Origin of the sequence: Flavobacterium sp. TAB 87 (genome assembly GCF_001529295.1) — a bacterium.
In the GTDB taxonomy this organism is placed as follows: Bacteria; Bacteroidota; Bacteroidia; order Flavobacteriales; family Flavobacteriaceae; genus Flavobacterium.
Genome location: NZ_LLWK01000031.1, coordinates 77,489 through 100,233, shown reverse-complemented (window position 1 = coordinate 100,233; position 22,745 = coordinate 77,489). Strand labels below are relative to the sequence as shown.

Genomic DNA, 22,745 nt, shown 5'->3' with positions numbered 1-22,745 from the left:
CCTTAACCTAATGAAATTAAATCGTTTATTACTTGTTGCTGTAGTCGCTGTTTTAACAGCCTGCAACCAAAAAGAGGAAAAAAAAGGAGATAATTCTGAAACGGCCACCAGTGGTGCTGACTTTACATTTGCAACATGGATCACTTCTAGTAAAGAAAGATCTAATGAAGAGTACACTGCAGAATTTAAAAAATACAAAGAAGGTGGTATTGATGAACTTTTAATAAATACGCTAACTGATCCCAAAGAGCTGGAGCGTTTGGTTCCTATTGCTAAAAAAGAAGGGTTAAAAGTACATGCTTGGATTATGACAGTAAACCGTCCTGGAGATGAAGTTGCCTTGAAGCATCCAGAATGGTATATGGTGAGTAAAGATGGAAAATCATGTTTTGATAACCGTCCGTATGTAGATTATTACCAATGGTTGTGTCCAACAAGAACAGAGTCTAGAAATCATATTTTATCGTTGGTAGAAGGATTGGCAAAAGTAGACGGAATCGAAAGTGTACATTTAGACTACATCCGTTTCCCAGACATTTTCTTGCCAATTGGTTTGCTTCCAAAATACAACTTAAAACAAGATACAGAAATGGCAGAATATGATTTTTGCTATTGTGATGCTTGTGTAAGCGCTTTTGAAAAAGAGCACCATAAAAACCCAAGAGATAGTAAAAACACGTCGATTGACATGGAATGGAAGCAATTCCGTTTAAACGCAATTAGAAATTTAGTTAGTGATGCATACAAAATTGTACATGATAACAACAAAAAATTAACTGCAGCAGTTTTTCCTTATCCAGAAATGGCAGACCACATGGTACGTCAACGTTGGGATAAATGGGACATTGATGAAGTGTACCCAATGATTTACCACGGTTTTTATAATGAAGAAATTGATTGGATCGGCTTTGCAACGAAACAAGGCGTGAACGACGTTAAAGCAGAGAAAATTGGATTGAATACTGGAATTTATATTCCACCATTTACATCTGCAGAAGAATTGCAATTGGCAATTCGCTTGGCTAAAGAAAATGGAGCCAAAGGAGTAGCATTTTTTGATGGTCCGACGTTGACAGATGAATATTTGAAAGCGATTAAGGAAACAAAAGAAAGCTTCAAACAATAATTCATTTCAATTGACAAACAAAGCAGTATAACAAGACTGTCAATTGACCAAGAGTTCCAGTCTTGTAGTGTCATTTTATTTAAATATGCCTTGCATGATGTAAGAATTATTAAAAAATTTAGAATAAAAAGTAATGAAAAAATTTGGTATTATATCTTTATTTTGCGCAGTTTTCTTGCTTAGTTGTCAAGGAAGCAAAGACGTAGTAAACCAAATTAAATTAATAAGTTTTGTCAATCCGTTTATAGGAACTGATGGTCCAGGAAATACGTATCCTGGAGCAACAGTTCCTTTCGGAATGGTGCAATTGAGCCCAGATATTGGTATTCCGGGTTGGGATAGAATTGCGGGTTATTTTTACCAAGATTCTATTATTTCTGGATTTTCGCACATGCATTTGTCAGGAACAGGTGCCGGCGATTTGTACGATATTTTAATAATGCCAACCAACAGTCGTTTTTCCAAGCGAATAGAAGCCAATAACTTCAAACCATTTTCGAGATTTTCACACGAGAAAGAAACGGCATCTCCAGGCTATTATGCAGTTGATTTACTGGACTATGGCATTAAAGCAGAACTTACTGCGACCGAAAGGACAGGAGTTCACCGCTATACTTTTCCTAAAGATGACAAAACGCAAGTTCAGATCGATTTGGGCTATGCCTTGAATTGGGACAGTCCGACTGAAACGTATTTAAAAGTAGTAAACAATACTACAATAGAAGGCTATCGAAAATCGACAGGATGGGCAAAAGACCAACGGGTTTATTTTATAATCAAAGTTTCAAAACCGTTTAAGGACTATCAGATTTTCAAAAATGATACCGAGACCACTTCACCAGTTACGGATAAAAACACGAAAATCATTTTAAACTACGCCACTTCAGAAAACGAACAACTGGTTTTAAAAACAGGAATTTCAACAGCTAGTATCGAAGGGGCTTATAAATCGCTAAACAGAGAAGCTCCCAATTTTGATTTTGACGTTTTGAAGAACGAAGCCGAAAACAAATGGGAAAAGCAACTGAGTAAAATAGACATTACCATTGCAGATGAGACTAAGAAGAAGATTTTTTATACAATGTTGTATCAGTCAATGTTGGCGCCCACTTTATTAAGCGACCACGACGGAAATTATAAAGGAGCAAATGATCAAACTATGAATGCCAAAGGATTTGATCGATACGATACCTTTTCTTTATGGGATACCTATCGCGCAGCACATCCTTTGTATACCATTATTCATCCCGATCGTGTTTCGGATATGATTAATTCGCTTTTGGCGCATTATAAAGAAACGGGATTATTACCGGTTTGGTCGATGCAAGGAAACGAAACTAATATGATGATTGGGTACCACGCCGTTCCCGTAATTGTAGATGCTTATTTTAAAGGAATTAAAAACTTTGATACCGAATTGGCTTACGAGGCTTGTATAAAAAGTGCCACGGATCATTCCAGACAAATTGATACGTATATGCAATTGGGTTACGTGCCCGTTGATGAAAAGGACGAAAATTGGTCCGTTTCTAAGACTTTAGAATATGCTTATGACGATTGGTGCATTGCACAATTTGCACAAGCTTTAGGCAAAACCGAAGAATACCATGCGTTTTTAAAACGCTCCGAAAATTGGCGCAATGTTTATGATTCTAAGAGTACATTTATGCGTCCGAAATTAACGGATGGAACTTTCGTAAAAGATTTTGTGCCGAAAGAATATTCTGCTTATTTCTGCGAAAGTAACGCTTGGCAATATTTTTGGTCCGTGCAACACGATGTAGAAGGACTCACTGAAATTGTAGGTGGAGCTGAAAAATTAGACAAAAAACTGGATTTGATGTTTAGTTTAAATCCGCTTCCAGAAGATAAACTACCGATTTTTAGTACCGGAATGATTGGTCAGTACGCGCACGGAAACGAGCCAAGCCATCACGTAGCGTATTTGTACGATTACATTGGAAAACCTTGGAAAACGCAAAAATTAGTTCGTGAGATTTTAGACACACAATATAAAAACGAACCAAATGGACATTGCGGCAACGAAGATTGCGGACAAATGTCATCATGGTATGTCTTTAATGCTTTGGGTTTTTATCCCGTAAATCCAGCGCAAGGTATTTATGCTTTTGGTTCACCACTCGTTGATGCTGCCGTGGTTCACCTTGAAAACGGAAAAAAGTTTAATGTAAAAGCATTGCATAATAATGCAGAGAATATTTATATACAGTCGGTTACCTTAAACGGAACAATCATCAATCGAAATTACATTACACATAAAGAGATTATGGAGGGCGGAACTTTGGTTTTTACCATGGGAAGATCTCCAAATAAAGAAAGCAACAATACGATGGCAACATCTTCAAAAATATATAACTAAAAAGAGCTTGTATGTCAGATAGAAGAAATTTTATAAAAAAAGCAGCTTTAGGAACTATCGGCATTGGCTCGGTTTTAAGTTGTGGCGTTTTAAACGATAAAACGGTCGCAATACCTGTAGGTTCAAGAAGTACTAAAGGAAATAAACCGTTAGTTATTTCGACATGGAATCACGGTTTGCCTGCAAACGAAGAAACTTGGAAGCAATTAAAGAAAGGAAACTCTGCTTTAGATGCAATTGAAGAAGGATTAAAAATTCCAGAAGCAGATCCTAAAGTTCGAAGTGTGGGTTACGGGGGCTTTCCGGATAGAGAAGGCAAAGTAACTTTAGACGCTTGCATTATGGATCACAACAGTAATTGTGGCGCGGTTTCTTTTTTACAAGGAATTATGCATCCAATTTCGGTGGCCAAAAAAGTAATGCAAAACACGCCACACGTAATGTTAACTGGTCAAGGGGCACTTCAATTTGCTTTAGCAGAAGGTTTTAAAGAAGAAAACTTGCTAACTGCTGAAGCCGAAGCCGATTGGAAAAAATGGCTGGAAGAATCCAAATACAAGCCAGTCATTAATATGGAAAATCACGATACGATTTCGATGCTGGTTATTGATAAGGATGGAAACATTTCTGGCGGTTGTACCACCAGTGGCGCGGCTTGGAAAATGCACGGTCGTGTGGGCGATTCGCCTATTATTGGTGCGGGTTTATTTTTAGATAATGAAGTAGGAGCAGCTGCCGCAACCGGTTTGGGTGAAGCAGTGATTCGTACTGCGGGAAGTGCGATGGTTGTTGAATTGATGCGTCAAGGTAAATCACCTTATGACGCCTGTAAGGAAATTGTAGAACGCATTTACAATAAACATAAAAACCACAAAGACATGGAATATCTGCAAGTCGGATTTATAGCCATCAACAAAAATGGGGAACATGCCGGTTACAGTTTACGCTCGGGATTTAATTATGCCGTATGCGATGATGATAAAGGGAATAGAATGGAAGATGCAACTTTCAAGATGTCTTGGGACGAGTAAAAAAAACAATTGATAATATAAAATTTATGAAAATGAATGTATTAAAAAAGGTTCTGCTTTTGGTTTTAATAGCCGTAACGGTTTCGTGCCAAAAAACGAAAGTAACTAAGGTCTTTACAGAAAAAGATATTTCAATTATTCCGAAACCAGCAGCATTACAATTGCAAGAAGGTTCGTTCGAATTTACTGAAAACACACAATTTGTAGCCACCGATGCTGCTCAAAAAGAAATTGCGTCTATTTTAATTGATAAATTCAATGAAACTTCGGGATGGAGTTTAGAGTTGGTAGAGCAAGCACCAGCAAAAGACTTTGTTCAATTTGTGGTCGATGAAAAATTAGCTGATGAAGCGTATACGTTTGTAGTAACTTCAGATAAAGTACTAATTACTGCTAAAGGAAACGCTGGATTTTTGTATGGTATAGAAACTCTTCGTCAATTGCTTCCTGCAAGTATTGAGAGTGCAAAGCGTATTTCTAGTGGCGAATGGGTTATTCCAAACGTAACGATTACTGACCAACCGCGTTACAAATACAGAGGTTTAATGTTAGACGTAGCCCGTCATTTCTTTAAAATGGATTATCTTAAAAAAACCGTAGATCGTTTGGCAATGCTAAAAATGAACGTTTTACACTTGCACTTAGTAGATGATCAAGGTTGGAGAATCGAAATTAAAAAATACCCGAAATTAACCGAAGTTGGTGCTTGGAGAGTCGATCAAGAAGACAAACATTGGGATGGAAGATACACACCAACTGCAGATGAAAAAGGAACCTATGGTGGTTTTTATACGCAAGAAGAATTAAAAGAATTAGTGGCCTATGCAACGACTAAAAATGTGGAGATTATCCCAGAAATAGAAATGCCTGCGCACGTATCGTCTGCTATTGCAGCGTATCCAGAATTATCTTGTTTTGGTACACCAATTGGAGTTCCTTCTGGTGGAGTTTGGCCAATTACAGATATTTACTGTGCTGGAAAAGAAAATACATTTGAGTTTTTAGAAGATGTGCTTACTGAAGTGATGGCTATTTTTCCCTCAAAATACATTCATGTTGGTGGCGATGAAGCTACCAAGACGAATTGGGAAAAATGTCCTCATTGCAAAAAAAGAATGCAATCAGAAGGACTAAAAAGCGTAGATCAACTGCAAAGTTATTTCATCAAAAGAATGGAAGTTTTTATCAATTCTAAAGGCAAAATACTAATTGGTTGGGATGAAATTTTAGAAGGCGGAATCGCTCCTGAAGCTACAGTAATGAGCTGGAGAGGTGTTGCTGGCGGAGTTGAAGCAGCAAAACAAGGACATGATGTAATTATGACTCCAGGATCTCACTGCTATTTTGACCATTATCAAGGACCACAAAACGAAGAGCCATTGGCTTGGGGAGGTTACACACCATTGAGCATGGTTTACACTTTTGACCCTACTGTTGATACCATGACGCCAGCCGAAGCAAAACACGTTTTAGGTGGTCAAGCCAATGTGTGGTCTGAGCAAATTAAGACCGAAGCACATTCAGAATACATGATTTTCCCAAGATTAGCGGCGCTGTCAGAGACCTTATGGTCGCCTAAAGAGTCTCGCAATTGGGAAGATTTCTCTAATCGTATTGTGACACTATTCAGTCGTTTTGATTATATGGGAATCAATTATGCAAAAAGTGCTTATTTGGTAACGCACGATGTTCAAATTGATATGAAAACGCAAGAGGTTTCTTTATCGCTGAAAAATGAATTTCCAAATGCTGACATTCGTTATACTTTAGGCGATAAAAAATTAACAGAGCAAGCTACAAAATATACCCAGCCGTTAAAGATTGATAAAACAACTACGGTTCATGCGTCTTTATTTAAAAACGATCAACCAGTTGGAGTTCCATTCAACACGACGATCGAGTTTCATAAAGCGGTTGGTAAAAAAGTAACTTTCAAAGAAACTTATGACGATCAATACAAAGGCGAAGGTGAATTTGGATTGACCAATACGTTGCGTGGTACCAAAAATTTTACAGACGGTCACTGGCAAGCATGGTTGGGTAAAGACATGGAAGCGGTAATCGATTTAGGTGCAGCAACAGCAATTCAAGAGGTGACTTTGGGTACTTTAGAAAATCAAGGACCTGGTATTTATTTCCCAACATCACTTACAGTATTTGTTTCTACAGATGGTAAAACGTATAAAGAAATAGGTGTAGAAAAAAGAGATTTTGCTAAAAACCCATCATTTGATTTGAAAGATTTTAAAATCTCTTTTGAAAAACAGTCAGTACGCTATGTGAAGGTGGTTGCAACAAGTTTAAAAACGCTTCCTAATGGTGGAAAAGCTTGGTTATTTGTGGATGAAATTTTAATTAATTAAGGATGAAGTATTTAAAAATTATAACAGTTTTCGTTTTCTTGGTCACTTTTCAATTGCAAGCGCAAGAAAAGTTGACCAAAGAACAACGGTTGGAGTGGTTTCAAGATGCGAAATTGGGTGTTTTTATTCACTGGGGTTATTATGGCGTAAACGGAATTGGCGAATCGTGGTCGATGTACCACAAACGCATTACGTACAACGACTATATGGCACAAGGTAAAAAGTTCACCGCCGAAAATTATGATCCAGAAGCTTGGGCAAAATTGTTCAAGAAGATTGGTGCACGATATGCAGTATTAACCACAAAGCACCACGATGGGGTGGCTTTGTGGGATACTAAATTTAGCAAGTTGAATGTCAAAGAAAAAACGCCTGCTAAGCGTGATTTAGTAGCACCCTTTGTAGCTGCTTTGCGTAAAGAAAACTTAAAAGTGGGGTTGTACTATTCTATAATCGATTGGTCACATCCTGATTACGATGTGGTTTTTCCTCGTCCTGATACCAGAAAAGACTACCCTCAAAAAAATCAAAATCAATTGTCTCCGTGGCAACGTTTTCTTAAATTCAATGACAATCAGTTAAAAGAGTTGAGCACTAAATTTAGTCCAGATTTATATTGGTTTGATGGCGATTGGGAAAAAACGAGCGAACAGTGGCAAGCAGAATCGTTAAAAGATTCGTTGTTGAAATGGGATCCAAAAGTGATCGTAAATTCTCGATTGAAAACCTACGGAGATTATAGTACGCCAGAACAAGGTGTACCAATCGTTAGACCCGAAGGAGCTTGGGAATTTTGTATGACCATGAATGACAATTGGGGTTATTTTCCATCAGACACCAATTACAAACCAATCTCTCAAATTGTGAGAACATTTGTTGAAGTGATTGCTACGGGAGGAAATTTATTATTAAATATCGGTCCGAAACCTGACGGAACTATTGCTCCGGAGCAAGTAGAGCGCCTAGAAGGTTTAGGTGAATGGGTAAACAAACATGAATCGGCCATTTTTAGTTCAAAAGCTGGATTGCCTTACGGTCATTTTTACGGACCAACTTTATTGAGTAAAGACGAAACCAAAATTTATTTGGCTTTATTTGATGCACCTAAAAACTATGTTTCTTTAAAAGGAATTCAGAATAAAGTGAAATCGATTAAAGTAGTAGGAACCAATCAAGAGTTGAGTTTTGAAAGAAATGGTGGGGCAGTTTGGAATAATATTCCAGGTATCTTAAGAATAGAAGTGCCACAGGAAAAAAACTTAGATCCGTATGTTACCTTGTTAGAAGTGACGTTAGATAGTCCGTTGGTTTTGTACCGAGGACATGGTAATGCTGTTGAATTAAACCAATAAAAACACAATGCAAAATCAAATTTTTAAATATTTATGGGTGCTGTGTATTGCTTTTTTAGGAAGTAATCTAAGTACAACAGCTCAAAATATTCAAAGAAATACCGATACTGCTTTAGTTGATTATGTAAATCCATTAATGGGAACGGATTCTTCGTTCGATTTATCCAATGGGAATACGTATCCCGCTATTGCAACACCATGGGCTATGAATTTTTGGACACCAATGACCTCAAAAATGGGAGATGGTTGGACGTATAAATACGATGAAAATAAGATTAGAGGCATCAAACAAACGCATCAGCCGAGTCCATGGGTCAACGATTACGCTGCTTTTTCATTAATGGCAGTTACTGGCGATTTAAAGTTTCAAGAAGACGAAAGAGAATCTTGGTTTTCGCACAAAGCAGAAACCGTAAAACCGTATCATTATTCCGTTTATTTGGCCGATTATGATGTGGTTGCTGAGGTTGCTCCCACAGAAAGAGCGGCTCATTTTCAATTTACTTTTCCAAAATCGGAGCAATCGTACATCATATTAGATGCTTTTTACAAAGGATCGATGGTGAAAATTCTCCCAAAAGAACGTAAAATTATTGCCTATTGCCGAAATAACAGTGGTGGTGTTCCAGACAATTTTTACAATTATTTTGTGGCAGAATTTGATAAAGATTTTGAAATCAATCACACTTGGAAAGACGGATGGCAATTAGTCGAAAATTCGACCAATAGTGAAGGTGAACATGTGGGCGCTATCATCGGATTTAAAACAAAAAAAGGAGAAGTGGTTCATGTAAAAGTGGCCTCTTCATTCATAAGTGCCGAACAGGCGCAATTGAATCTTTCGAGAGAAATTGGATCGGATAATTTCGAACAAACCAAACAAAAAGCAAAACAAGCTTGGGAAACCGAATTAAGCAGAATTCAGATCGAAGATGATAATATTGATCATCTGAGAACGTTCTATTCTAGTTTGTACCGCGTTTTATTATTCCCAAGAAAATTTTACGAATTTGATGCTAACAATCAAGTGGTGCATTACAGTCCGTACAACGGGAAAGTTTTACCAGGTTATATGTTTACTGATAATGGTTTTTGGGATACGTTTAGAGCGGTTTTTCCATTCTTTAATATGATGTATCCAGAGCTCAATGGCAAAATTATGCAAGGTTTGGCAAACACCTATAAAGAATCTGGTTGGTTGCCAGAATGGGCGAGTCCAGGCCATCGTGATGTAATGATTGGATCAAATTCGGCTCCTATTATTGCAGATGCTTTCTTAAAGGGAGCTAAAGATATGGATGCCGAATTGTTATTGGAAGCCATGCTGAAAAATGCTACAGTTGCCGATGGAAGACCTGTTAATTCAGTAGGTCGTGAAGGTTTAGCGTATTACAATAAATTAGGTTATGTACCTTATGATGTAAAAATAAATGAGAATGCTGCTCGAACTTTAGAATATGCTTACGCTGATTTTACCATTGCACAAATGGCCGAAAAATTAGGAAAAAAAGCGCTTGCAAAAAAGTATTACAAGCAATCGATGAATTATAAAAATATGTTTGATCCGTCGACCAATTGGATGCGCGGAAAAAACAAAGACGGTAGTTTTCAAAGTCCGTTTAATCCTTTAAAATGGGGTGATGCTTTTACCGAAGGAAACAGTTTGCATTATACCTGGTCTGTTTTTCATGACATTCAAGGTTTAATTGATTTAATGGGCGGTAAAGAACAGTTCGCTTCCAAATTAGATGAAGTTTTTGAAATGCCACCACAATTTGATGCGTCGTATTATGGATTCACCATTCACGAAATCAGAGAAATGCAAATTGTAAATATGGGCAATTATGCGCACGGAAATCAACCGATTCAGCACATGATTTACTTGTACAACTATGCCAATAAACCATATAAAGCGCAAGAAAAAATAAGAGACGTATTGACCAAATTATATTCGGCTACTCCAGATGGATATTGTGGAGACGAAGACAACGGACAAACATCCGCTTGGTACGTTTTTAGTGCCTTAGGATTTTATCCAGTCACTCCGGGCGTTAATGAATATGTGATCGGAAGTCCGTTATTTCAAAAAGCAACCCTTCATTTAGAAAACGGAAATACATTCGAAATTGATTCGAAAAATAATTCAAAATCGAACTTTTATATAGAAGGTGCTGCATTGAATGGGAAAGCGTATAACAAGACGTTTTTAAAATTTGAGGACATACAAAAAGGAGGCGCTTTGCAATTTAAGATGGGCGATACTCCAAATAAAAATTGGGGAACTGCAGCCGAAAGTGTGCCGTATTCTTTAAGCACTTCAAAAAAATAAAGCAATGAAACAGTTGAAATTAATCGTTCTTTTTGCAATTTTTTGCAATCAATTTATAGCTTTTGCACAAAAACCAGCCGACTACGTAAATCCGTTTATTGGGACATCCAATTACGGAGCTACCTTTCCGGGACCAATTGCACCAAGAGGAATGGCCAGTATTAGTCCGTTTAATGTAGCGGGAGCTCCCAATAAATTAGAGAAAGACAGCCAATGGTTGTCCAATCCGTACGTGCATGAAAATACGTTTTTAACGGGATTCAGTCAAGTCAATTTAAGTGGTGTGGGCTGTCCAGAATTGGGCGTTATATTGCTTATGCCGACGACAGGAAAGATAGAAACCAATCATTTAAAATACGGTTCTACTTATACTAACGAAGTAGCAAAAGCAGGATATTACAGTACTCAAATTGACAAATACAATGTTCAGGGAGAATTTACGGCTTCGAAAAGAGTAGGAGTCAGTAAATTTACTTTTCCGAAAGGACAAGCCAATGTGTTATTGAATTTAGGCGTGGGTTTAACGAACGAGCAAGGCGCCATGATTCAAGTCGTTTCTTCAACAGAAATTCAAGGAATGCGCTCGGTAGGAACTTTTTGTTACAACAGTCCCGAAGCAGCTTACCCTGTTTATTTTGTAGCGAAATTTTCGAAACCAGCCGATCATTTTGGAGTTTGGAAAAAACCTGCCAAATATGAAGGTGTGGAAGCTCAGTGGATGGGATACAACGGAAAAACCAGATTGATGGAGCAATCCAAAAAAATGGTCGTGGGTGATAGTATTGGAAGTTATTTCAGTTATAATTTTGAGAAAACAGAAACCGTAGAAGTTAAAATTGGAGTGAGTTATGTAAGTATCGAAAATGCTCGTGAAAATTTAGAAAAAGAAACTGGTAACAAAAGTTTCGAAGCAGTTTATGCAGCAACTTATAAGGAATGGAATGATGAACTTTCTAAAATTAAAGTAGAAGGCGGGACCAAAGAAGATAAAACGGTATTTTATACTGCATTATATCATACGTTGATTCATCCGAATACACTGAATGATGTTAATGGTGAATATCCCGAAATTAAAACAGGTAAAATTGGCAAGACCGATGGTACGCGTTACACTGTTTTTTCGTTGTGGGATACCTACCGAAATGTACATCAATTAATGTCATTAGTGTATCCAAAACAACAATCGGATATGGTAAAAAGCATGTTGGATATGTACGATGAAAACGGTTGGTTGCCTAAATGGGAATTGAACTCGACCGAAACTTTTACGATGGTGGGAGATCCTGCCAGTATTGTCATTACGGATACGTACCTCAAAGGAATTCGTGATTTCGATGTGCAAAAAGCATACAAAGCGATGCTAAAAAGTGCCGATCAGATTGAGAATAATCCGTTGCGACCAGGTTTACAAGAGTACATCGAAAAAGGTTTTGTAACTACCGAAAATGGTGGATCGGTTTCAACTACTGAAGAATACAATGCTGCCGATAATGCGATTGCTTTATTAGCGAATGAATTAGGACATAAAGACGATTACAAACGTTTTAAAAACCGCTCGTTATCGTATAAAAAACTGTTCGATAAAAACTTTAAATTACTACGACCACGAACAAAAGATGGAAGTTGGTACGAACCATTTGATCCCAATGCCGGTGCTAATTTTACCGAAAACATTGGTTTTATCGAAGGAAACGCGTGGCAATATGCGTTTATGGTTCCGCATGATATAAATGGTTTGAAGAAGTTAATGGGCGGAGATAAAGGTTTCACTGATCAATTACAAAAGATTTTTGATACCAAGCAATTTGATATGGCCAACGAGCCAGACATTGCGTATCCGTATTTATTCAATTATGTAAAAGGAGAAGAGTGGCGCAGTCAAAAATTGGTGGAAGAATTGGTTCGCACTTATTTTAAAAATACGCCCGATGGAATTCCTGGAAATGACGATACCGGAACCATGTCTGCTTGGGTCGTTTATTCGATGATGGGTTTTTATCCAATCGCGCCTGGAGAACCAAAATACACGATTACAAAACCGTTGTTTGATAAAATTACGATTCAACTAGATTCGAGATATTACCAAAAAAGTGAATTGGTGATCGAAAAAGTGACGAATTCAAACGGTCGAATCAATACAATTAAAGTAGATGGAAAAACAAACAAAGGTTATTTTATAGACCACAACGATTTAGTAAACGCTAAGAATTTAAAAATTATTTTACAATAAGCAATCGTACTAAAACCTAGAAAGTTTTAGAAGAGAGAAATCAATTAATACATTCAAAATGAAATCAATTACATTATTATTTACCTTATTTTTTGCTGCTGTACTGTCGGTAAACGCGCAGGAAGCTACGCACCATACTATTTTTAATAAGCAGCCTCTTAATTTTGGTGGTGCCAAAGGAACAGATCCTGAAGCAGTGAGTTTAATGAGTGGCCGTGTCGTTTATAAAAAAGTAACCATGCCAACTTTTAAAAATGGTACCGATGTGAAAATAAAATTAACGGTGCGTTCGAATGGGGATCGTTGGGACAAATCGGGTTCTTGTTTTGTGGTTTCTGATCCAAAAAAATTATCAATTCTTAGCTTGACAGAAAAAAACGAAAAATTTCCAACAGATTCTTATGTGGATGATAAATACGCTGGTTTTGTTGCGGGATCAACCTATAATCCTGTGATAGAATTAATGCGCTTTATGACTCCTTTTGGCGTAGGGCATTATAGTGATAATAAAGTAAAAAACAGAAGACCCGTATACATTCCGAGTTGGGAAAAGCAAGTAGTTTGGGAACATGATATTACAGATTTAGAAAGCTTGGTAACCGGTACATTTTATGTTGGAATTTGGATTGATTCGTGGACTCCTGAAGGGTATGAATTTGATTTAGAACTAACCTATTCGAATAGAAAACAGCATAAAGTGATGGTTTTACCTTTGGTAAATACAATACCGTATGTTGGTGGACAACAAATACCAGACAACTTCGCTCATAAGGAGTTAGAAACGGTTTTCAATTTAAAAAAGAATGTAAAAAACGTAAAACTGCATTATATTACAACAGGTCACGGCGGTCATAGTGGTGGTGATGAATTTATCAAGATTAAAAACAGTGTATATTTTGACAATAAATTAGTTTTAGATACGATTCCGTGGAGAGACGATTGTGCCTCTTTTAGAAGATTCAACCCAAGTTCTGGAGTTTGGATCAAAAAAGACTCTGCTTCTTACATTAATGAAAAAACAAATACGTATGAAGTGAAAGAAATCGAAGAGCGCATTGCTTCTTCTGATTTATCACGATCAAATTGGTGTCCAGGTTCTTCTGTAGAACCTATGGTTGTAAAATTAAGTGATTTGAAGGCTGGTTCACATGCGCTTCGAATTAAAATTCCAGCCACTCCAGTAGAGGGTGAGAAATTAAACCATTGGTTGGTTTCTGCCTATTTAACTTATGAATAGTAAAATAAGAAAAGATTACGTTGTTCGGCATTAGCTTCAGCTCTTATAATTAAAAGATAGTATGTCTTTTTGAAAGATAAACGAAGCGTATTGTTAAAATTGAATTAAGAGTCAGAAAAAATTATTTCTGGCTTTTTTTTATTCCAAATTTAAAATTTTACTAGTTTAAAACCGTCAATGAAAAGGACTGCTGTAAGTGGCTAAACGTTGAAGCAGAAATAGATTCATGTAAATGCCTTTTTTTAATAGATTTCGCAAAACAAACTGGTAGGTACTGGTGTATGAATCAAGAAAACTGTTATATATTTGAGAATTGCTAATGCAAGTAAAAAAAAACTATCGCTATTGAATTTTGCGATTGTACGTGTCGTGAAAGAGGAAACTATACATATCAAAAAAAATCAAGTTAAATTAATTAGAAATGAAACAAACAAGCCACCTATTGCACGTTTTTCTCCTATGGTTTATAGGAGTAAATGTAGTTCAAGCTCAAACGCTAGATCCAGTTATTGAAAATCCAGCAGTTGTGGGAATTAATAAATTAGATGCACGAGCTACTTTTTTTCCGTACAATTCGCTAGAATTGGCTAAAGAAGACAACGTGGCAAAAGCGGAGAATTATTTATTACTAAATGGTATTTGGCAATTTAGTTATGTGGATTCGCCAGAATTAAGACCCGTTGATTTTTTTAAAGATACATACGACACTTCAAAATGGAGCACTATTAAAGTGCCTGCCAACTGGGAAGTTGAAGGTTTTGGTATTCCAATTTACGTGAATGCTTCCTATCCTTTTCAAAAAGGAGAACTAAATCCGCCTGATATTCCAGATGGAAACAATCCGGTTGGATCGTACAAAAGAACGTTTGATGTTCCAAAAGATTGGAATGGTAAAGATTTATTCATCCATTTTGGTGCTGTAAAATCGGCTTTTTATGTTTGGATTAATGGAGAGAAAGTGGGTTACAGTCAAGATTCTAAATTGCCTGCTGAATTTAATGTGACCAAGTTTGTAAAACCAGGAAAAAATACAATTGCGTTAGAGGTGTACCGTTGGAGTGATGGTAGTTACTTAGAATGTCAAGATTTCTGGAGAATTTCAGGTATTGAGCGCGACGTGTATTTGTACGCTCGACCAAAAGTGCAATTAGCAGATTATTTTGCAAAAGCAGGTTTAGAAAATAATTATATGGATGGTGTTTTTGATTTAGCAGTAGATCTTAAAAGCGTTGATTCTAAAAAACAAAAAGGAAGTATTTCTGTTGAATTGACCAGAGACAATCAGTCGATTTACAGTACAACTTCAGCATACGAATTAAATGCTAATGCTGCAGGAAAATTCAATTTCAAACAAAAAATTCCACAAGTAAAAACGTGGTCTGCTGAGATTCCGAACTTATATCAACTGGACATTGTTGTTAAAGATCATAAAGGAAATGTAGTAGAAGCTATTTCTAAAAAAGTAGGTTTCAGAACTTCTGAAGTTAAAAATGGTCAGTATTTAGTAAATGGTCGTCCAATTTTATTTAAAGGAGTAAACAGACACGAGCACGATCCGAACACGGGTCACGTAATTTCTCGTGAAGACATGCTAAAAGATGTTAAGATTTTTAAAGAATACAATATCAATGCAGTACGTACCGCGCACTACCCGAATGATCCTTATTTTTATGAATTATGTGATGAATATGGTATTTACGTTGTTGATGAAGCCAACATAGAATCGCACGGAATGGGTTATGCTTTAGATAGAACTTTGGCAAACAATCCGGCTTGGTTAGACGCTCATTTACAGCGTGTAGATCGTATGGTACAACGTGATAAAAACCATCCCTCGATCGTAATTTGGTCTATGGGTAACGAAGCGGGTAATGGGTATAACTTCTATCAAACGTATTTATCTGCTAAAAAGATAGATGACACCAGACCAATTCAGCATGAACGCGCCGTTCACGAATGGAACACGGATTTATTTGTACCAATGTATGATACTCCTGAACAAATTGAAGCGTACGCTAAAGACAAACACAGAACTAAGCCGTTAGTTTTATGTGAGTATGCGCATGCCATGGGAAATAGTATGGGAGGATTTAAAGAATATTGGGATTTGTTTGAGAAATACGATAAGCTTCAAGGTGGTTTTATCTGGGATTTTGTAGATCAAGGTCTAAAAGTCACTAAAAATGGTAGAGAAATTTATGCTTACGGTGGAGATTTTGGTCCAAAAGGAACACCAAGTGATAATAACTTTTTACTAAATGGATTGGTGCAAGCCGACCGTACGCCAAATCCACACATTCATGAAGTAGCTCACATACAACAAGATGTGAAATTTTATGCAAAGGATCTTAAAAAAGGAATCGTTGATATTAAAAACTGGTATTTCTTTAGAGATTTATCAAACTATAAATTAAATTGGGAAGTGATTGCTAATGGAGAAGTGGTAGAATCAGGGACTATTGATGCTCTTGATATTGCACCTCAAACGATAAAAGCAGTACGCATTCCGTTTACAACACAGTTTAAAACTGGTGTGGAATATTTCTTAAATGTCTCTACGATATTAAAATCGGATGAGCCATTATTAAAAGCAGGTTATAGAGTGGCGTACGAGCAATTTGAATTGCAAAAAGGATTGGTTCAAGTTCCTGAAAAAGCAACTGAAGCAGTAAACTTTAAAACAAAAGGCGATGTGATTACGGTTACAGGAAAAGACTTCCAATTAGCATTTAATCAAAAAGAAGGAACGTTAACTGATTTCAATTTTAAAAATGAAAGTTTGTTAAATAAAGGTCCAGAAGTGAATTTTTGGCGTGCTCCAACAGATAATGATTACGGAGCAGGAACACAAAAAAGTTACAAAGCCTGGAAAGACGCGGGTACTTCTGGTGCTGTAACCGCAAATGTAAAGCAACTGTCAAAAACTGAAGTTCAAATTATGTTTGTAAGAACTTTATTCAATGGCGATGCGACTCTTACGGAAACTTTCGTAGTAGACGGTAACGGTGCGGTAAAAGTAACCAATGACTTAAAAGCCTTAAAAGGAAAGCATACTGATTTTTACAAATTCGGAAATAAATTAGTGTTGCCAGAAACCTATAAAAATATAACTTTTTACGGGAAAGGACCTTTTGAAGCGTATACGGACAGACAGCATGCGGCTAAAGTAGGCTTGTACAAGCAAACTATTGCTGAGCAGTATTTTGGATACCTTCGTCCGCAAGAAAACGGAAATAAATTGGAAACACGTTGGGTGGCTCTTACAAAAGAAAATGGCTCTGGACTTAAGTTTATAAGTGAAACACCATTCTCTGCTTCGGCACTTAATTTCAAAGAAGAAGATTTGCATAGTGGTGACGACAGAGCTCAAGAACACGCAGGAGAAATTGACCCAAGAAAAGAAGTGTTTGTAAATATTGATGGTTTTCAACAAGGATTAGGAAGCATCAACAGTTGGGGAACATTGCCTTTACCAGAATACCGATTGAATTACAAAGATTATTCGTATTCATACTGGATGGTTCCTATAGTAAAGTAAAAACGAGTTTAAAACAATTTAGATAGTAAAGTATCGGCTTTTTGTCAACGATGAAGAGTCGGTATTTTTTTTAAAATAAAACGAAATGATTAAATATTATCTCCTAATATCAGTACTACTTTTAGCATCTTGTAAAGTGCAGGAAAAGCAAACGGTTACTTTAAATACAATTCAACACGTTCAAAAACCAAAAACGCCTATTATGGGTTGGTCCAGTTGGAATAACTTTCACGTTGCCATTAATGAAGAAGTGATTAAAGGGCAAGCCGATTTTATGATTTCTTCGGGTATGGCCGCAGCCGGCTATTCGTATGTAAATATTGACGATGGTTTTTTTGGAGGTCGTGATAGTAATGGAGATTTGTTGGTGCACAAAGAGCGTTTTCCAAACGGAATGAAAGCAATTTCAGACTACATTCATAGTAAAGGATTAAAAGCTGGAATTTATTCGGATGCTGGAATTAATACGTGTGCGTCGCAATGGGACAAAGATACCATTGGCGTGGGTGCTGGGTTGATGGGACACGACAGAAAAGATTTAAAATTAATGCTTAACGATTGGAACTACGATTTTATCAAAGTGGATTGGTGCGGTGGCGATTGGTTGGGATTAGACGAACAAACGCGCTACACGCAAATCGCGAATACTATTAAAGAGCTCAAACCAAATACCGTTTTTAATATTTGCAGATGGGAATTTCCAGGAACTTGGGCGATTCAAATTGCGGATTCTTGGCGTATTTCGGGCGATATTTCGAATGAATTCAATTCGATTTTACACATTATCGACTTAAATGCTGATTTATGGAAATATGCGTCTCCAGGGCACGTAAACGATATGGATATGTTGCAAGTAGGAAGAGGTATGAGTTATGACGAAGATAAAACCCACTTCACAATGTGGTGCATGATGAACTCGCCACTTTTAGCAGGTAACGACTTGAGAAGCATGTCGAAACAAACGATCGACATATTAACCAACAAAGAAATTATTGCACTTAATCAAGATCCTTTGGTGTATCAAGCGAGAAGAGTGGTTGATAATGGCGATTTAGAAATTTGGGCAAAACCTTTAATTTCTACCATGAGCGGAAAAGTAGCTGTGACGTTGTTGAACAGATCAAATAAAGCAACGACCATGACTTTGGACTTAAATACAGTTGGTATCGATGCCTCGAAAGGGTACAGTTACCGTGATTTATGGGAGAAAAAAGATGTAGCTAACTCTCAAAATAACACCTTAAGTTTTGAAGTTCCTAAACATGGAGTGGTAGTTCTAACTATTGATGGAACTTCGAAACCATTCAATTTTTTTCAGAATAAATAATAGTAGTGTTATCAATGCAAAATTTAGTACTGCAGTTCAAGAATGAGGGTTCGCAATCTGGTTAATGTCTCAAAACAGTATAAGAATTCGGTTTATTAATTATAATAGATTTTAGTTTGGGTCTGTCGGACTCTTGGTCTTCAAAGACGTGGTTATCATTTTTATTTGTTAAGTTATCAATTGTTAAAAGTATTAATTATGATTTTTATACTCCTCTTTTCCTGTTTGGTTTTGTTTCTATTGCTTTCAGTTACTAGAACTCAACCTATTTTTCAACTTTATAATTTAAAGACGAAACCGCTAAAATGCCTCTCGCTTTTTATTTTTTTAACAATGATGCTTTCGGTTAATGGGCAAAACAATGATTGGGAAAATCAAGAATTAATTTCCGTTAATAAAATGCAAGCTAGAGCCACGTCGTATTCCTATACTACAGAATCAGCTTCTGCGAAAGGAGATCGGAAAAATGCTGAGTTATTGAGTTTAGATGGGGATTGGAAATTTAGTTTTGAGGCCGATAGTAAAAATCGATCCTTAGATTTTTACAAACAAGATTTTGATGCTTCTCAGTGGAAAAATATAGAAGTGCCATCGTGCTGGGAAATGAAAGGGTATGGAACACCAATTTATACAAACGTTGTTTATCCTTTTACACCAAATCCTCCATTTATAGATAGAGAAAACCCAGTCGGGTCTTATTTAAAGTCTTTTCAATTGCCTGAAAATTGGAACGAGAAAAGTTTGGTACTGCACTTTGCGGGCGTGTCTTCAGCTTTTTATGTATGGGTTAATGGTAAAAAGGTAGGATACAGTCAAGGCAGCAGACTCCCTGCAGAATTTGACATAACCGACTTTGTAACCAAAGGAGAAAATACCATTGCAGTACAAGTGTTCAGATGGAGTGATGGTAGTTATTTGGAAGATCAGGACCATTGGAGAATGAGCGGGATTCATAGAGAGGTACTTTTATTAGCACAACCGAAAGTCAATATTTCTGATTTTTTTGTAAGAACGAATTTGGATGCTAACTATGAGAATGCCTTATTACAAATTAGACCCAAAGTAAAAGTTGCGAAGAATATCGATATCAAAGGTTGGAACTTAGAGGCCAAATTATTTGATTCAAATTCAAAGAATATTCTAGATCAACCTTTAACTATCGCAATTGACAAAATTGTAAACGAAGTGTATCCGCCACGAGACCATGTGCTTTTTGGATTGTTACAACAAGAAATCGTGAACCCGAAAAAATGGTCTGCAGAAATTCCTAATCTGTATACTTTGGTGTTAAATGTAACAGACAATAATGGCAATCTTGTAGAATCGAGAAGTACTAAAATAGGATTTAGAGAAGTTGAAATAGTTGGAGATGGTGTTTTAAAAGTCAATGGAAAAGCTGTAAAATTAATGGGGGTGAATAGACATGACCATAGTGATGTTGGCGGAAAGACTATGACAAGAGCCGAAATTAAACAAGATGTGGAGTTAATGAAGCAATTCAATATCAACGCAGTTAGAACCGCACATTATCCTAACGATGTATATTTTTATGAGTTGTGTGATGCGTATGGGATTTATGTCATGGATGAAGCCAATATTGAATCGCATGGTGTTGGAGGGCAATTAGCGAACGATCCTACGTGGAACGCTTCATTTATGGCGCGTGTCATTCAAATGGTAGAACGCGATAAAAACCATCCTAGTGTTATTTCATGGTCTTTAGGAAATGAATCTGGAACTGGGCCTAACCACGCAGCTGCGGCCGGATGGGTGAAAGATTATGACCCAACAAGATTTATTCATTATGAAGGCGCACAGGGCCTACCAGAATCTCCTTTGTATAATAACTTTTACACAAAAGCGTATCAAGATCGTTATAACAAAGACATGTCTAATCCTGATGATCCGAGTTTTGTTGATGTCATCAGCAGGATGTATCCAACCTTAGATCAATTGCAAGAGCTTGCGAAAAACCCATTAATTACACGTCCTATTATTGCTTGTGAATATGCGCATGCTATGGGGAATTCACTTGGCCATTTTAAAGAATATTGGGAAATAATAAGAGCTAACGATAAAATAGCCGGAGGTTTTATTTGGGATTGGATTGACCAAGGAATTAAACAAACCGATAAGAGCGGACAGGATTATTTTGCTTATGGTGGTGATTTTGGAGACAAACCTAATCTCGCAAATTTTTGTATCAATGGTATTATTGCTTCAGACAGAACGCCAAAACCACAGATCTATGAGTGTAAATATGTGTTTCAACCGGTAACATTTACTGCCATAGATCTTGAGAAGGGCAGTATCACTATTAATAATAGATTTAATTTTGAATCTACAAAAGACTATCGATTTGTTTGGACAGTTTCAGAAGATGGAAAAGAAATTCAAAATGGAAGTATTGCCAACTTAGACCTTGAAGCTGGAAGTTCTAAAGATGTAAATCTTTCCATAAAATCAATTAAGCCCAAAGCGGGTAAAGAGTATTGGCTGAGAATTTCAATGATTAGTACTAAGGAGAACTTGTACAGTAAAATTGGATTTGAGGTGGCTAAAGAGCAATTCAAATTGCCGTTCGAAAAATCCGCTGAAGCAGCAGTGGTAATCTCTAAATTATCAGTTGAAAAAAATGAGAAAGATATTACTATCAGTACAAAAAACTTTGAAGTTAAATTTAATGCTTCTTCTGGAGTTTTAAGTGGGTATAACTATAAAGGTGCTGTTTTAATTAATTCAGAACTCAAATCGAATTTCTGGAGACCACAAACAGACAATGATCAACGTGGATGGAAATCTCAGAACCTTGCAAAATTTTGGAGAACTGCTCCTGACAGTTTAAGTTTAGTTTCTTTAAATTCTGAAACTTTAAAAAATGGTGATATTCAAGTCACAGTGCAACAAGAAATTAAAAATAAGATTCAGTTCAAACAGGTGTACACCATTAACGGTTTAGGATCAATCCACATCGGCAACACCTTAAATATTGATGAATCTGTGGCCATGCCGGTACGAGTTGGTACCACTTTTAATACGCCAAATACTTATAATAATATGTCTTATTATGGGAAGGGTCCTTGGGAAAATTATTCGGATCGAAGTGCGGCTGCAGAAATCGATGTTTATTCGGGCAAGGTTGAAAGCTTCTTGCATAATTATGTGAAACCCCAAGAAAATGGCAATAGAACTGAAGTAAGATGGTTTTCTTTAAAAAATAACAAAGAGAGTGGTATAAAAATAATAGGAGATACACCTTTAAGCATTTCAGTTTGGCCTTGGGAAACTAAACAAATTGAAAAGGCGCTGCATACAAACGAGCTTAAACCAAACAACTATTATACAGTAAATGTAGATATGGTCCAGTTAGGTGTTGGTGGAGCAGATACGTGGTCAATGAAATCGTTAACGATAGAAAAATATAGATTGAACGCTAAAACGTATACCTACGGCTATACTATTGTTCCTGTTAAATAGCGCTTTAGGTGAAACGAAATAAACTCGTAGCTAGTTTTTCGGAGAACAATAAATTAAAATATCAAAATAAAAATTACGCTTAAACTTAAACGAAGCTTTATTACCAGCTGCTTTTTAATTACTAGATTTAAATCATTTGATAAATAGGCTGCATAATGTTAGTTCTCATATTTTTGGCGAGGCCGCGATAGCAAGGACGATTTGTTGTTGCAAAAAGAGCGTTTTTAGAACAGAATGAAATTTAATTGCTCCCATGTAGTAGAACAGTAGCGGTAACTTTATTGAAGTGGTCAGATAAAATAATAACGATGACTTTGAAATTAAGTGGAAGCCCTTTACTGTTTTTTAGAATAAA

Annotated in this window: 11 protein-coding genes; all 11 read left to right on the top strand. The window is 36.6% G+C overall.

Annotated features, from left to right (window positions below; translation table 11 throughout):
- Nucleotides 1-10 precede the first annotated feature (10 nt).
- A complete protein-coding gene (locus tag AP058_RS03790) occupies nucleotides 11-1,126 on the top strand; it encodes a family 10 glycosylhydrolase (protein WP_066307054.1) in 1,116 nt (371 codons plus the stop codon).
- Between the two features lie 133 nt (nucleotides 1,127-1,259).
- Nucleotides 1,260-3,506 (top strand): GH92 family glycosyl hydrolase, encoded by a 2,247-nt coding sequence (locus tag AP058_RS03785; protein WP_066307053.1) that lies wholly within the window; start codon nucleotides 1,260-1,262, stop codon nucleotides 3,504-3,506.
- Between the two features lie 11 nt (nucleotides 3,507-3,517).
- Nucleotides 3,518-4,537, top strand: a complete 1,020-nt coding sequence (locus tag AP058_RS03780; protein WP_066307052.1) for an isoaspartyl peptidase/L-asparaginase family protein — start codon at nucleotides 3,518-3,520, stop codon at nucleotides 4,535-4,537.
- A gap of 32 nt (nucleotides 4,538-4,569) precedes the next feature.
- Nucleotides 4,570-6,900: a glycoside hydrolase family 20 protein gene (locus AP058_RS03775; protein WP_066307050.1), complete on the top strand. Its 2,331-nt coding sequence runs from the start codon at nucleotides 4,570-4,572 to the stop codon at nucleotides 6,898-6,900.
- A gap of 2 nt (nucleotides 6,901-6,902) precedes the next feature.
- On the top strand, nucleotides 6,903-8,252 hold the full coding sequence (locus AP058_RS03770; RefSeq protein ID WP_066307047.1) for an alpha-L-fucosidase: 1,350 nt from the start codon (nucleotides 6,903-6,905) through the stop codon (nucleotides 8,250-8,252).
- 7 nt (nucleotides 8,253-8,259) lie between these two features.
- Nucleotides 8,260-10,581 carry a GH92 family glycosyl hydrolase gene (locus AP058_RS03765; RefSeq protein ID WP_066307045.1) on the top strand — a complete coding sequence of 774 codons (2,322 nt, stop codon included), beginning with the start codon at nucleotides 8,260-8,262 and terminating at the stop codon, nucleotides 10,579-10,581.
- A gap of 4 nt (nucleotides 10,582-10,585) precedes the next feature.
- Nucleotides 10,586-12,811, top strand: coding sequence for a GH92 family glycosyl hydrolase (locus tag AP058_RS03760; protein ID WP_066307043.1), 2,226 nt, complete (start codon nucleotides 10,586-10,588; stop codon nucleotides 12,809-12,811).
- 58 nt (nucleotides 12,812-12,869) lie between these two features.
- Nucleotides 12,870-14,048: a PNGase F N-terminal domain-containing protein gene (locus AP058_RS03755; protein ID WP_066307042.1), complete on the top strand. Its 1,179-nt coding sequence runs from the start codon at nucleotides 12,870-12,872 to the stop codon at nucleotides 14,046-14,048.
- Nucleotides 14,049-14,469: 421 nt separating this feature from the next.
- Entirely contained in the window at nucleotides 14,470-17,586 is a 3,117-nt protein-coding gene (locus tag AP058_RS03750) for a glycoside hydrolase family 2 TIM barrel-domain containing protein (RefSeq protein WP_066307039.1), read from the top strand.
- A gap of 85 nt (nucleotides 17,587-17,671) precedes the next feature.
- Nucleotides 17,672-18,913 carry a glycoside hydrolase family 27 protein gene (locus AP058_RS03745; protein ID WP_066307037.1) on the top strand — a complete coding sequence of 414 codons (1,242 nt, stop codon included), beginning with the start codon at nucleotides 17,672-17,674 and terminating at the stop codon, nucleotides 18,911-18,913.
- A gap of 198 nt (nucleotides 18,914-19,111) precedes the next feature.
- Nucleotides 19,112-22,390 (top strand): glycoside hydrolase family 2 TIM barrel-domain containing protein, encoded by a 3,279-nt coding sequence (locus tag AP058_RS03740; protein WP_082706566.1) that lies wholly within the window; start codon nucleotides 19,112-19,114, stop codon nucleotides 22,388-22,390.
- Nucleotides 22,391-22,745: the final 355 nt, after the last annotated feature.